Origin of the sequence: Polaromonas sp. JS666, from assembly GCF_000013865.1 — a bacterium.
Lineage (GTDB): Bacteria > Pseudomonadota > Gammaproteobacteria > Burkholderiales > Burkholderiaceae_C > Polaromonas.
In genome coordinates this window covers 5,160,636-5,173,154 of the sequence record NC_007948.1, presented here as the reverse complement: position 1 = coordinate 5,173,154, position 12,519 = coordinate 5,160,636, and the positions used below count along the sequence as shown (strand labels likewise).

The window sequence follows — 12,519 nt, the reverse complement described above, 5'->3', positions numbered from 1 at the left end:
GGCCGGCCAGGCCGGCAACGCCGGCGGAGTCGCCAAAGGATGCAAGGGGATTGCCTCCACCAACGTCAAAAAGGACTGAAAACCAATGAGCAAGACCAACGTGGGCGTCATCGGCCTGGGCGCCATGGGCAGGGGCATTGCCCAGACCTTGAGAAGCGCCGGCTACGCGGTGCATGTGTACGACGTCCGCGCGCAGGCCGTCCAGGAATTTGTCGCCGCTGGCGGCGTCGCATGCGACACCCTGACGCAGCTGGCCGCCGCCTGCGAGGTCGTGGTGTCCGTGGTGGTCAATGCCGCTCAGACGGAAGATGTGCTGTGGAGTGAACAGGGCGTTGCCTCTGCGATGAAATCCGGCAGTGTCTTCGTGATGTGCTCAACCGTTGATCCGCAATGGTCGATCGCCACCGAGGCCCGCCTGGACAAGCTGGGCATTCACTATGTGGACGCACCCATCTCGGGCGGAGCGGCCAAGGCCGCGGCTGGCCAGATGACCGTCATGAGTTCTGCGCGGCCCGCGGCCTATGAAAAAGCCGGAGACGTGCTCGCGGCGATGGCGGGCAAGGTATACCGCCTGGGCGACTGTGCCGGCGCGGGCAGCAAGGTCAAGATCATCAACCAGCTGCTGGCCGGCGTGCACATCGCTGCTGCCGCCGAGGCCATGGCCCTGGGGCTGCGCGAAGGTGTGGATCCAAACGCGCTGTACGAGGTCATCACCCACAGCGCCGGCAACAGCTGGATGTTCGAGAACCGCATGGCCCATGTGCTGGCTGGCGACTACACGCCGCTGTCGGCGGTCGACATCTTCGTCAAGGACCTGGGGCTGGTGCTCGACACCGCGCGCGCCAGCAAATTCCCGCTGCCCCTGTCGTCGACCGCGCACCAGATGTTCATGCAGGCCTCGACTGCTGGCTTCGCCAGGGAAGACGACAGCGCCGTGATCAAGATTTTCCCGGGCATCCAGCTGCCCAAAAGCACCAGCTGAGCCTGCACCCGCAAGCCGGCCTTCCAACCCTCAACGGAGACAACCGATGAAACTCTTCAAGCTCGCCGCCCTTGCCGGCCTGGCCCTCGCCTGCCAGGCCATCCAGGCCCAAACCGTGATCAAGCTCGGCCATGTGCTGGCCAAAGGTTCCCACTACGACGTGGGCGCCAACGTCTTCTGCGAGGACATCGAGAAGGCCACGCAGAACCGCTACAAATGCCAGCAGTTCCCGGCAGGCGCGCTGGGCGGTGAGCGCGAACAGATCGAAGCGGTGCAGCTCGGCACCCAGGACATGGTGATCACTTCCACGGGCCCTGCGGGAAATTTCGTGCCTGAAATCAAGATCCTGGATATCCCTTTTCTGTTTCGCGACTACGCGCATGCACGACACACCCTGGACGGCGCGACCGGCCAGGAGCTGCTGACCAAGTTCCCGTCGAAAGGTCTGGTTGCACTCGCCTGGACGGAAAACGGTTTTCGCCACATGACCAACAGCAAGCGCCCCATCGTGCAGGCGACGGACGCATCGGGCCTGAAGATGCGCACCATGGAAAACAAGGTCCACATGGAAGGCTACCGCACCTTCGGCATCCTGCCTACGCCGATGGCTTTTCCCGAGGTGTTCGGTGCGCTGCAGCAAGGCGTCGTTGACGGCCAGGAAAACCCGATTCCGGTGATCCTGGCGTCCAAGTTTTCCCAGGTGCAGAAGCACCTGTCGCTGACGTCCCATGTGTACTCGCCTGCCCTGATCCTGACCTCGCCCCGCGTGTGGTCCAGGCTGAGCGAGCAGGACAAGAAAATCTTCACTGAAGCCGCGAAGAAAAGCGTCGCCGCCCAGCGCAAGAAAGTCAATGACGACGAGGCCAACGGTGTCGCCCAGCTCCGCAAGGACGGCATGCAGGTGATTGAGCAGGTGCGTGCGGACAGCTTCCGCGATGCCCTCAAGCCGGCTTATGCGTCATACGCCAAAGAGTTCGGCGCCGAGCGCATCGCCGCCATCCAGGCCGTCAAGTAACTTGCAGCGCGTGCCGCGGTATCGCGGCACCGGAGCTCCCCATGAAAAACCTGGAACGACTGTTTCTTTCGGCCAACCGCTGGGCGCTGATCGGCCTGCTGGCGACCATGGCGGTCATCATTTTCACCAATGTCTGCCTGCGCTACCTCACCAGCGAGTCGCTCGAGTGGGCTGAGGAAGTGTCCCGCCACATGATGATCTGGCTGACTTTTCTCGGCTGTGGCCCGGTGCTGCGCTACGGCGGCCATATTGCCGTGGATAACCTGCAGGACGCGTTGCCGGCCCGGCTGGCCGTGGCCTTGCGCGTGGTGATTGCGGTGCTGCTGCTCGGGTTCTTCGTGTTCATTGTCTGGTTCGGCATCGAATATATGCAGCGCACGCAGTACCAGCAGACGCCGGCCACGCAGCTGTCGTTTGCGTATGTCTACATGGCTTTGCCCCTGGGCATCGCATTCACCGTCGTGCATTGGCTGCTGATCGTGCGCGGCTACGTGGCGCGCCGCGAGTTTGCCGCCGACGCCCATTTTGACGCCAACGCGAGTGCTTCCCTATGAGCGCCGCGCAGAACCGCTTCAAGCAAGCTTGTGTCCCCGAGGGGCTGAGTCCCGCGGCTCCCAGCCTGCCTTCGCAGGCTGGGACGGGACGAAGAGCCGCCGACTCTGGCGGCGGCCTGTCCAGTGCAGCCGCCTTGGCGGCAAACGTGGGGGCTTTATGACCGCCAGTGCCATCCTTCTCGCTTCCGTTTGCATCTACCTCGCCATCGGTGTGCCCGTGGCTTTTGCGCTGGGGCTGTCCACCGTGACCGCGCTGGTGCTGTCGGACCAGTTTCCGATGATCGTGATGCTCAAGGAGACTTTCACCGGCATTGACAGCTTCCCGCTGATGGCGGTGCCCTTTTTCATCCTCGCGGCAGAACTGATGAGCGGCGGCTCGCTGACCGAGGTGCTGCTGCGCTTTGCCGGGCAATTCGTCGGCCACAAGCGCGGGGGCCTGGGCTATACCAACGTGGTGTCGCTGACTTTCTTCTCGGGCATCTCCGGTTCGGCGCTGGCTGATGCCGCCGGGCCCGGGTCCATGATGATCCGCATGATGGACAAGGCCGGCTACGACCGCGCCTACGCCGCGGCGCTGACGGCCTCAACCGCGATCGTGGGGCCTATCATCCCGCCCTCTATCATCATGATCATTTACGCGCTGGCCGACGACAACGTGTCGGTGGGTGCCCTGTTCATTGCGGGCCTGGTGCCCGGCATCCTGATTGCGGCGGCGATGTGCGTCGTGAACTGGCATGTGTCCAAACGGCGCAACTACCGCGGTGACAACGAACATCCCACGATGGCGGAAATCCTGCGCACGACCTGGAAGGCGCTGCCGGCCATCCTGCTGCCGGTGCTGATCCTGGGCGGCATGCGCGCCGGCTGGTTCACGCCGACCGAAGCGTCCGTCGTAGCCGTTTTCTACGCGCTGGTCTGCGGCAAATACGTGTACGGCACGCTGGAATGGAAGGCGGTACCGGACATTCTGTCGCGCTCGGCGCTGCTGACCGCCTCGGTGCTGGTCATCATCGCCATGTCGGCATCGTTTGCATGGGTGCTGACGATCGAAGGCGTGCCGCAACTGGCCGCAAACTGGATCGCTGACATGCAGCTGAGCTCCTGGATGTTCCTGCTGGTGGTGAACGTCTTCCTGCTGCTGTTCGGCATCTTCATCGAGCCGCTGCCCGGCGTGATGGTGCTGGTGCCGATTCTCGCGCCGGTCGCGGCCAAGGTCGGCATCGACCCGATCCACTTCGCCATGATCGTCATCTACAACCTGACGCTGGGCATGATCACGCCGCCCGTGGGCGGGCTGCTGTTTGTCACCTCGAACGTGTCGCGCGTTCCGCTGAGCGCCCTCACGCGTGAACTGAAACCCTTCCTGTGGGCGCACGGCGTGGTGCTGGTTCTTTTGACCTTTGTGCCGGCGCTGAGCAACTGGCTGCCGCATGCCATGGGGTTTAAATAGCGCAGGCCTGACCGTTTTGGCGCAAAGCGCAGCGAAGTCAACTTTGTCGAATTCCACCTCCTGAAGGAAACCCTGAGATGCATATCCTGATCACCGGCGGTTGCGGCTTTCTCGGTGCGCGGCTGGCGCGCACGCTGCTGGCCCGGGGCACGCTGTCCCTGGCGGGCGCGGCCGCGCAGCCCATCACCAGCATCACGCTGGCCGACCGTGCGCCGCCGCCCGCCGACCTGGCCAAGGACCCGCGCATTGCCTTCGTTGGCGGCGACCTCAATGCGTTGCTGGACTGCCGGCAGCTTCCCAACGCGGGTGCGGCGCTGATCTTTCACCTGGCCGCTGCCGTCAGCGGCGACTGCGAGGCCGACTTCGATCTTGGCATGCGCAGCAACCTCGATGCCACGCGTGCACTGCTCGAAGGCTGTCGCGCGCTCGGCACCCAGCCGGTGCTGGTGTTCTCGAGCTCGGTCGCGGTATTCGGCAATTCCCCCGAGCAGCCGCTGCCGGCCGTGATCGAAGACATGACCTTGCCCACACCCCAGGGCAGCTACGGCATCCAGAAATTCATCGGCGAACAGCTGGTCGCCGACTACACCCGCAAGGGCTTTGTGCAGGGCCGCAATGTCCGGCTGATGACGGTGTCGGTGCGCCCGGGCCGCCCCAACGGTGCGGCATCCAGCTTTCTCAGCGGCATGCTGCGCGAGCCACTGGCCGGCGAGCGTGCCCGTGTGCCGGTCCACCCCGACACGGCCGTTGCGCTCTCCTCCCCGGCGAGTACCATCGAAGGCTTGTTGCGCGCGGCGCAGGCCAGCCCCCGCGAGTGGGGCGCCCGCACGGCGGTCAACCTGCCGGCACTCACGGTCACCGTGCGTGACATGGCCGCGGCGCTGGAGCGTGTTGCCGGGCCGGCTGCGACCGCATTGCTCGACTGGGATGTCGATGCGGGCATCACGGCCATCGTGGGCAATTGGCCCAGCCGGATTGACACGGCGCGCGCCGGCGCGCTGGGACTGCGCGCTGACGGCAACTTCGAGGAGGTGATCCGCGCCTACGTGCGTGAGAATCCAGAGGCCGTGAAGTTGTCATTGCAAAAGGAAAAGTAATGGGCAAGATTCTTCTGGGCTGTATTGCCGACGACTTCACCGGGGCCAGCGACCTGGCCAACAACCTGGTGCGCGCCGGCATGCGCGTGGTGCAGACCATAGGCGTGCCGGCCGGCCCGCTCGGCGCCGAAGTGGATGCCGTGGTGGTGGCGCTGAAGTCGCGCACCATTGCGCCGGCCGAGGCCGTGGCGCAATCGCTGCAAGCGCTGGCCTGGCTGCAGGCCCAGGGCGCGCAGCAAATCTATTTCAAGTACTGCTCCACCTTCGACAGCACCTTCAGCGGAGAAACCCGCGGCAACATCGGCCCGGTGACCGAAGCCCTGATGGATGCGCTGAAGACTGACTTCACCATCGCCACACCCGCTTTTCCCGACAACCAGCGCACCGTCTTCAAGGGCTACCTGTTTGCCGGCGACGTGCTGCTCAATGAAAGCGGCATGCAGAACCACCCGCTCACCCCTATGACCGACGCCAACCTGGTGCGCGTGCTGCAGGCGCAGACGCGGCGCAAGGTCGGGCTGATTGACTACCGTGTCGTGGCCCGGGGCGAGGCAGCGATCCGTGCGCGCATTGACCAGCTCAAGGCCGAGGGGATCGGGGTCGCCGTGGTGGACGCGCTGTCCAACGACGACCTGTTGCGCCTTGGCCCGGCGCTCAAGGGCATGCCGCTGGTGACCGCCGGCTCCGGCGTGGCCATCGGCCTGCCGCAGAACTTCGGCATCACGCCCTCCTCCAAAGCCAGCGAGCTGCCCCCGGCAGGCGGCCTGCAGGCCGTGGTGTCGGGCAGCTGCTCGCTGGCCACCAACCGCCAGGTGCTGGCCTTCATCAAGTCCGGCCGGCCGGCGCTGGCCATCGAACCCCTGCGCATCGCGGCCGGCGTGGACGTTGCGGCCGAGGCACTGACCTGGGCTGCGCCGCTGATCCAGCAAGGCCCGGTGCTGGTGTATTCCACGGCGGACTCGAATGCGGTGAAATCGGTGCAAGGCCGCCTCGGCGTCGAAGAAGCCGGCGCCATGGTTGAGCGCACCATTGCGGCCATTGCGCGCGGCCTGGTCGAGCGCGGCGTGCGCCAGCTGGTGGTGGCCGGCGGGGAAACCTCGGGCGCCTGCGTGCAGGCCCTGAACATCTCCCAGCTGCAGATCGGCCCGCAGATCGATCCGGGCGTGCCCTGGTGCCATGCGTTGTCGGACGCCGCTGCCGGTCAAGGGGTGCACCTGACGCTGAAGTCGGGCAACTTCGGCAGTGATGACTTCTTCACCAAAGCCTTTACGATGCTGCAATGATGAGCCCCTACATTTGCCGCTGCGCGGCTGCACTGCCCCTGAGGGGCGCATGCTTTCCTTGGAGCGGTCCGCATGACTGAAAACCAGGCCCGTGAAGAAATCTGCCGCGTGGGCAAAAGCCTGTTCGAGCGCGGCTATGTGCACGCCACTGCCGGCAATATCAGCGTACGGCTCGATGCTTCGGCGGGCGGCGGCTTCCTGATCACGCCGACGGACGCCTGCCTGGGCTTTCTCGATCCGGCCAGGCTGGCGCGGCTGGACGCCAACGCGCAACAGCTCAGCGGCGACCGGGCCAGCAAGACCATTGCACTGCATGCCCATATCTATGGCGCTGCGGGCCGGTTTGATGCCAACACCTGCTGCGTCATCCATACCCACAGCACGCACTGCGTGGCGCTGAGCCTGCAGGCCAAGGGGACGGAGCTGCTGCCGCCGATCACGCCCTATTTCGTGATGAAGGTCGGCCATGTGCCGCTGATCCCCTATCACCGCCCCGGTGACCCCGATGCAGCGGCCCTGGTGGCGCAAACCATCACGCGCTATGGTGAGCGCGGCACGCCGATCCGTGCTGTCATGCTGGAGCGCCTGGGGCCCAATGTCTGGCACGACTCGCCCGCCGCAGCCATGGCCGTGCTGGAAGAACTGGAAGAAACCGCCAGGCTGATGGCCCTGAGCCAGCCCTTACCCCAACCCCTGACCGACATCCAGATCGATCAATTGCGCCAGACCTTTGGCGCGCACTGGTGAACCCCATGCCAAAATTTGCTGCCAACCTGTCCATGATGTACCCGGAACTCGACTTTCTGGACCGCTTTGACGCGGCCGCGAAAGACGGCTTCCAGGCGGTCGAATACCTGTTCCCCTATGCCTATGCGAAGGATGAGCTCGCCGCCCGGCTGAAGGCCAATGGCCTGCAGCAGGTGCTGTTCAATGCGCCTCCCGGTGACTGGGACCAGGGCGAACGCGGCCTGGCCTGCCTCCCCGGGCGCGAGGCGGAGTTTCGCAGTGGCATCACCCGGGCGCTGGACTATGCGGCGGCGCTGAACTGCCCGCGTGTCCATGTGATGGCCGGCCTGCTGCCTGCGGGCAGCGAGCGCGAGGCGGTGCGCCCGACCTATGTGGACAACCTGCGCTGGGCCGCGGCCGAGGCGGCGAAACAGGGCGTGGATGTGCTGATCGAACCGATCAACACGCGCGACATCCCGCGCTTCTTTTTGAACCGGCAGGACCATGCGCATGAGCTGGTCGCCGAGATCGGCGCGCCCAACGTCAAGGTGCAGTTCGATCTGTACCACTGCCAGATCGTCGAGGGCGATGTGGCCATGAAGATACGCCAGTACCTGCCCACCGGCCGCGTCGGCCATTTTCAGATCGCCGGCGTGCCCGAGCGCCATGAGCCTGATATCGGGGAGATGAACTACCCCTACCTGTTCAAGGTGATCGACGAGGTGGCGCAGCAGTGCGGCTGGACCGGTTGGGTCGGCTGCGAATACCGGCCCAGCCGTGGCGCGCAGGCGGGCGGTACGTCGGCCGGGCTGGGCTGGATGAAGGCGAACGCGAAAGCCAGCGCCTAACCAGCGCCTAGGCTGCGCAGCGAAAAGTCAGGTTGATGCGCTGCCGTCCCAGCAGGGCGTGCTCGCCCGCGGCCAGCGGCGCAACGCCGTGGTAGGCCAACCGCGAGGGGCCGCCCCACACGGCCACGTCGCCGTGCACCAGCCGGTAACGCGCCGGGCGGTCTTTGCGCCGCGTGGTGCCAAATAAAAACACGGCCGGCAAACCCAGCGACACCGACACAATCGGCGCGCTCATGTCGCCCTCGTCCTTGTCCTGGTGCAGCGACAGGCGCGCGCCGGGTTCGTAGCAGTTGACCAGGCAGGCATCCGGCCTGAAGCCGCCGAAACCGGCTTCGGCCGCCGCGCGCCGGGCCAGGCGGGCAAAGCAGTCGGGCATGGGTGGCCAAGGCTGGCCAGACAGCGGATCGGTGCCGGTGTAGCGGTAACCGGTGCGATCCGACACCCAGCCCAGCGCGCCGCAATTGCTCATGGCCACCGACATGGTGTAGCCGCCCGGTGTGACCAGATGGCGCAGCGGCGCGGCAGCGGTGACCTGCTCCACCGCGTGCATCAATGCTTGCTCCACATCACAGGCAAAACCGCGCAGCAATACGGCACCCGGCGCCATCACTTGCGGCGCAACATAGGCCAGCGGCTCTTCCTCGAAAAGGTCTTGGGTCAAAGGGCTTTCCCCGGGTGCTTACTGCGCATCATGAAAGATTACACCCAGCGTGTAGCGGTGGCCAGCGCGCAGCCGGCTGACCCCATGCCGCATGTTGACCCGGTAAACCCCCCGGCTGCCCTGCACCGGTCGGTGGTGCACCGCAAACACCACGGCATCACCCTGCGCCAGCGGCACCACTTCCGGCCGGGACTGCATGCGCGGGCGCTGTTCGGTCAGTACAAACTCGCCGCCCGTGAAGTCTTCACCGGGGCGCGACAGCAATACCGTCACCTGGATCGGAAAGACATGCTCGCCATACAGGTCCTGGTGCAGGCAGTTGTAGTCGCCGGGCCCGTATTGCAGCAGCAGCGGTGTCGGGCGCTGCTGGCCGGCCGCATGGCAGCGCGCCAGAAAACTGGCGTGGTCCTCGGGGTAACGCACCTCCAGGCCCATGGCCTCGTTCCACGCATTGGCCACGCCGACCAGTTCGGGGTACAAGGTGGCGCGCAGGCGCGCCACGGTTTCGGGCAGCGGGTAGCTGAAATACTGGTATTCGCCGCGCCCAAAGCCATGCTGCTGCATCACGACACGGCTGCGGAAGTGCCGGCCGTCAGGGTAGAGCCTGACGAGGGCCTCGCATTCAGAGGCGCTGAGCAGCTGCGGGATGATCGCGCTGCCCTGGCGGTTCAACTCGGCCGTGGTCTCGCTCCAGTGAGCGGCGTCGGGCGTGAGGTGTGAAGCAAGGCGTGAAGCAAACAGGTCCATGCATCAGCATAAATCGGCGGGCCCCTGTATGCACGCCGTATCCGGACATTTCATGGCGACCCCGGCTCAGGCAGCCAGCTCGGTCAGGATGGGGCAATCCGGCCGGTTGTTGCCCTGGCAGCAATGCGCCAGATGCTGCAGGGTTTGCTTCATCGCCGCCATCTCGGCAATGCGCCGTTCCAGGTCGGCCACATGGGCCAGCGCGATGCGCTTGACGTCGGCGCTGGCGCGGCGCTTGTTTTGCCACAGCTTGAGCAGCTCGGCGATCTCGGCCATGCTGAAGCCCAGCGTGCGGGCGCGGCGAATGAAGCTCAGGGTGTGCACTTCCTTCTCGCCATACTGGCGGTAGCCCGCGCCGGTGCGGTGCACGGCCGGCAGCAGGCCCAGGGATTCGTAGTGGCGGATCATCTTGGAAGACACGCCGGAGCGGGCGGCCGCCTGGCCGATGTTGAAGGGGCCGTTGGCGATGTGTGCGATGTGTTTGTCCATCATGTCGTGCTTCCTTTCCAGCGCCGCAGCAGCAGCGCGTTCATCACCACGCTGACGCTGCTCAAGGCCATGGCGGCACCGGCAATCACCGGGTTCAGCAGGCCAAAGGCCGCCAGCGGTATGCCCACCACGTTGTAGAAAAATGCCCAGAACAGGTTTTGCCGGATCTTGGCGTAGGTGCGGCGCGAGATGTCGATGGCATCGGCCACCAGCGCAGGGTCGCCGCGCATCAGCGTGATGCCCGCCGCATGCATGGCCACATCGGTGCCGGTGGACATGGCAATACCGACATCGGCGGCCGCCAGGGCCGGTGCGTCATTGATGCCGTCGCCCACCATCGCGGTGTGGCCGGCCGTGCCCTGCAGCTCCCGCTTGAGCCGGCTGAGGATGCCGGCCTTGTCTTCCGGCAGCACCTGAAAATGCACCCGGTCAATGCCAAGCTGGCGAGCCACGCTTTCAGCGCTGCCGCGGTTGTCGCCGGTGATCAGGGCGGTCTGTATGCCCAGCGCGTGCAGCCGGGCAATGGCCGGGCCTGCGGCCGGCTTGAGGCTGTCGCCAAACGCCATCAGGCCCAGCAGTTGCGGCTGGACGGTGACGTCGGCCAGCCAGGACACGGTGCGGCCTTCGTCCTCCAGCGCCTGGGCGCGTGCCGCGCAGGCACCCAGGTCGACCCCCAGCTCCTGCATGAAGCGCGGGCTGCCCAGCCGAAGTGCCCGCCCCTCGACCACTGCCGACATGCCGCGCCCGGCGACCGCCTGCACCTGTGACGCGGCAGGAACGTGCAGGCCGTCCCGCGCGGCCTGCGCGACCACGGCTTTGGCCAGCGGGTGCTCGCTGCCGGCCTGGATGGCGGCACTCCAGGCCAGCAGGGCATCACGCGAACCGCCGTAAGGCTCCAGCGCGACCAGCTCGGGATGGCCCTGCGTCAGCGTGCCGGTCTTGTCAAAGGCCACCAGCTTGACGCGGTGCGCGACTTCCAGTGCCTCGGCGTCCTTGATCAGGATGCCATGGCGCGCGGCCACCCCGGTGCCGGCCATGATGGCCGTCGGTGTGGCCAGCCCCAGCGCGCACGGGCAGGCGATCACCAGCACGGCCACGGCATGCAGGATGGCGGCCTCCCACTGGCCGGTGAGTAAGCCCCAGCCCAGCAGCGTCAGCAGCGCGATGGCCATGACCACCGGCACGAACACCGCGCTGACCTGGTCGACCAGCCGCTGTATCGGTGCCTTGCGGGCTTGCGCCGACTCCACCATGCGCACAATGCGCGCCAGCGTGGATTCGGCTCCGACGGCCGCGGTGCGCACCACGATCAGGCCTTCGGCGTTGATGGCTCCGCCGGTGACGCGGTCGCCCGCGTGCTTGCTGACGGGCAGGCTTTCGCCCGTGATCAGCGACTCGTCGACCTGGGTGTCGCCTTCGATGATGTTACCGTCGACGGCGATGCGTTCCCCGGGGCGCACCACGACCAGGTCGCCCACCCGCACCTCGGAGATGGCGACCTCTTCGTCCCGGCCGTCGCGGCGCCGGCGTGCGGTGTCCGGCCGCAGCGCATTGAGCGCGCGGATCGCTTCGGTGGTCTGGCGCTTGGCGCGCGCTTCCATCCATTTGCCCATCAGCACCAGCGTGATCACGACGGCCGAGGCCTCGAAGTAGAGGTGATCCATCGCGTGTTCGCCGTGCACCAGCAGCTGGTAAACACTGAGGCCATAGGCGGCTGATGTACCGATGGCCACCAGCAGGTCCATGTTGCCGGTCCGGGCGCGCAGGGCCTTGAAACCCGCGCGGTAAAAGCGCGCACCCAGCCAGAACTGCACCGGCGTGGCCAGCGCCCATTGCAGCCAGCCGTCCAGCATCCAGTGCCGGCCGGCCAGCGCACCCAGCATGGGCAGGATCAGCGGCGCGGACAGGAGCGCCGCCAGCGCGACCGGCCACCACGGCGCGCCGGGCTTGCCGGCGGCGCGGGCCTGATCGGCCAGGCTGTCGCCGGGGGCCCGCATTTCGTGGGCCTGGTAGCCCGCCTTGGCCACCGCGGCGATGAGTTGAGGCATCGAGATCGTGCCACCCATCAGATTGACCTCGGCCGTCTCGGTGGCCAGATTGACCTCGGCCGACAGCACGCCGGGCAGCTGCCTGAGCGCCTTCTCCACGCGCGAGACGCAGGACGCGCAGGTCATGCCCTCTATGCCGAGCCGCAGCGGCTGCTCGGTGACGGCATAGCCCGCCTTCTCCACGGCGGCCTTCAGCGTTCCCATCGCTACATCACCACGCGCCTTGACGGCGGCCTGCTCGGTCGCAAAATTGACATTGACCTCCAGCACCCCCGCAATGCCGCGCAGGGCCTGCTCCACCCGGGCGACGCAGGACGCACAGGTCATGCCCTGCACCGGAAAGCGCCAATCGTTCAGCGCCACGGTGGTATCGGGCGTTGTCAATGTTTCTGCGATGCTCATGGGTGCGCTCCTGCGGCAGGTGGTTGGAGAGGGATGGAGGGAAGAGGCGAAACCGCAGTCTGAACCTTACCATCATGGCAGGGTCAAGCCTGTGCCGCCAATAACCCTCAATTCGCCGGGACTTTGGGTCGGGCGGGTTGACCCTGCCCCCGTGGGAAGGTTCAAACTGTGAGTGCAGTGTTGCATGCTATCTGGAACATAAAACCGCGTCTTTTGC

Annotated in this window: 12 protein-coding genes; 8 read left to right on the top strand and 4 right to left on the bottom strand. The window is 66.1% G+C overall.

Translation table 11 applies throughout. From position 1 onward, the window contains the following. The first annotated feature begins 85 nt into the window (after positions 1-85). From ltnD to otnI, 8 genes are all read left to right on the top strand, one after another. Entirely contained in the window at positions 86-982 is an 897-nt protein-coding gene (gene ltnD / locus BPRO_RS24430) for an L-threonate dehydrogenase (protein WP_011485744.1), read from the top strand. A 46-nt stretch (positions 983-1,028) separates the two neighbouring features. Beyond that, positions 1,029-1,997 (top strand): TRAP transporter substrate-binding protein, encoded by a 969-nt coding sequence (locus BPRO_RS24425; RefSeq protein WP_011485743.1) that lies wholly within the window; start codon positions 1,029-1,031, stop codon positions 1,995-1,997. Positions 1,998-2,038: 41 nt separating this feature from the next. Further along, positions 2,039-2,551, top strand: a complete 513-nt coding sequence (locus BPRO_RS24420; RefSeq protein WP_011485742.1) for a TRAP transporter small permease — start codon at positions 2,039-2,041, stop codon at positions 2,549-2,551. 157 nt (positions 2,552-2,708) lie between these two features. Continuing rightward, positions 2,709-4,001 carry a TRAP transporter large permease gene (locus BPRO_RS24415; protein ID WP_011485741.1) on the top strand — a complete coding sequence of 431 codons (1,293 nt, stop codon included), beginning with the start codon at positions 2,709-2,711 and terminating at the stop codon, positions 3,999-4,001. A gap of 77 nt (positions 4,002-4,078) precedes the next feature. Continuing rightward, entirely contained in the window at positions 4,079-5,098 is a 1,020-nt protein-coding gene (gene denD / locus BPRO_RS24410) for a D-erythronate dehydrogenase (protein ID WP_011485740.1), read from the top strand. Next, the gene (gene otnK / locus BPRO_RS24405; protein ID WP_011485739.1) at positions 5,098-6,381 is read left to right on the top strand and encodes a 3-oxo-tetronate kinase; all 1,284 of its coding nucleotides are present in this window, start codon (positions 5,098-5,100) and stop codon (positions 6,379-6,381) included. Before denD ends, otnK begins: the two co-directional genes overlap by 1 nt. A gap of 72 nt (positions 6,382-6,453) precedes the next feature. After that, positions 6,454-7,128 (top strand): aldolase, encoded by a 675-nt coding sequence (locus BPRO_RS24400; protein WP_011485738.1) that lies wholly within the window; start codon positions 6,454-6,456, stop codon positions 7,126-7,128. Positions 7,129-7,133: 5 nt separating this feature from the next. Continuing rightward, a complete protein-coding gene (otnI, locus tag BPRO_RS24395) occupies positions 7,134-7,955 on the top strand; it encodes a 2-oxo-tetronate isomerase (RefSeq protein WP_011485737.1) in 822 nt (273 codons plus the stop codon). A gap of 7 nt (positions 7,956-7,962) precedes the next feature. On the opposite strand, the gene alkB is transcribed toward otnI, so the two are convergent. From alkB to BPRO_RS24375, 4 genes are all read right to left on the bottom strand, one after another. After that, positions 7,963-8,616 carry a DNA oxidative demethylase AlkB gene (gene alkB, locus BPRO_RS24390; protein WP_011485736.1) on the bottom strand — a complete coding sequence of 218 codons (654 nt, stop codon included), beginning with the start codon at positions 8,614-8,616 and terminating at the stop codon, positions 7,963-7,965. Positions 8,617-8,634: 18 nt separating this feature from the next. Then, positions 8,635-9,363 (bottom strand): 2OG-Fe(II) oxygenase, encoded by a 729-nt coding sequence (locus BPRO_RS24385; RefSeq protein ID WP_011485735.1) that lies wholly within the window; start codon positions 9,361-9,363, stop codon positions 8,635-8,637. 66 nt (positions 9,364-9,429) lie between these two features. Beyond that, positions 9,430-9,855, bottom strand: a complete 426-nt coding sequence (gene cueR, locus BPRO_RS24380; RefSeq protein WP_011485734.1) for a Cu(I)-responsive transcriptional regulator — start codon at positions 9,853-9,855, stop codon at positions 9,430-9,432. After that, on the bottom strand, positions 9,852-12,302 hold the full coding sequence (locus BPRO_RS24375) for a heavy metal translocating P-type ATPase (protein WP_011485733.1): 2,451 nt from the start codon (positions 12,300-12,302) through the stop codon (positions 9,852-9,854). Before BPRO_RS24375 ends, cueR begins: the two co-directional genes overlap by 4 nt. Between the last annotated feature and the right edge of the window lie 217 nt (positions 12,303-12,519).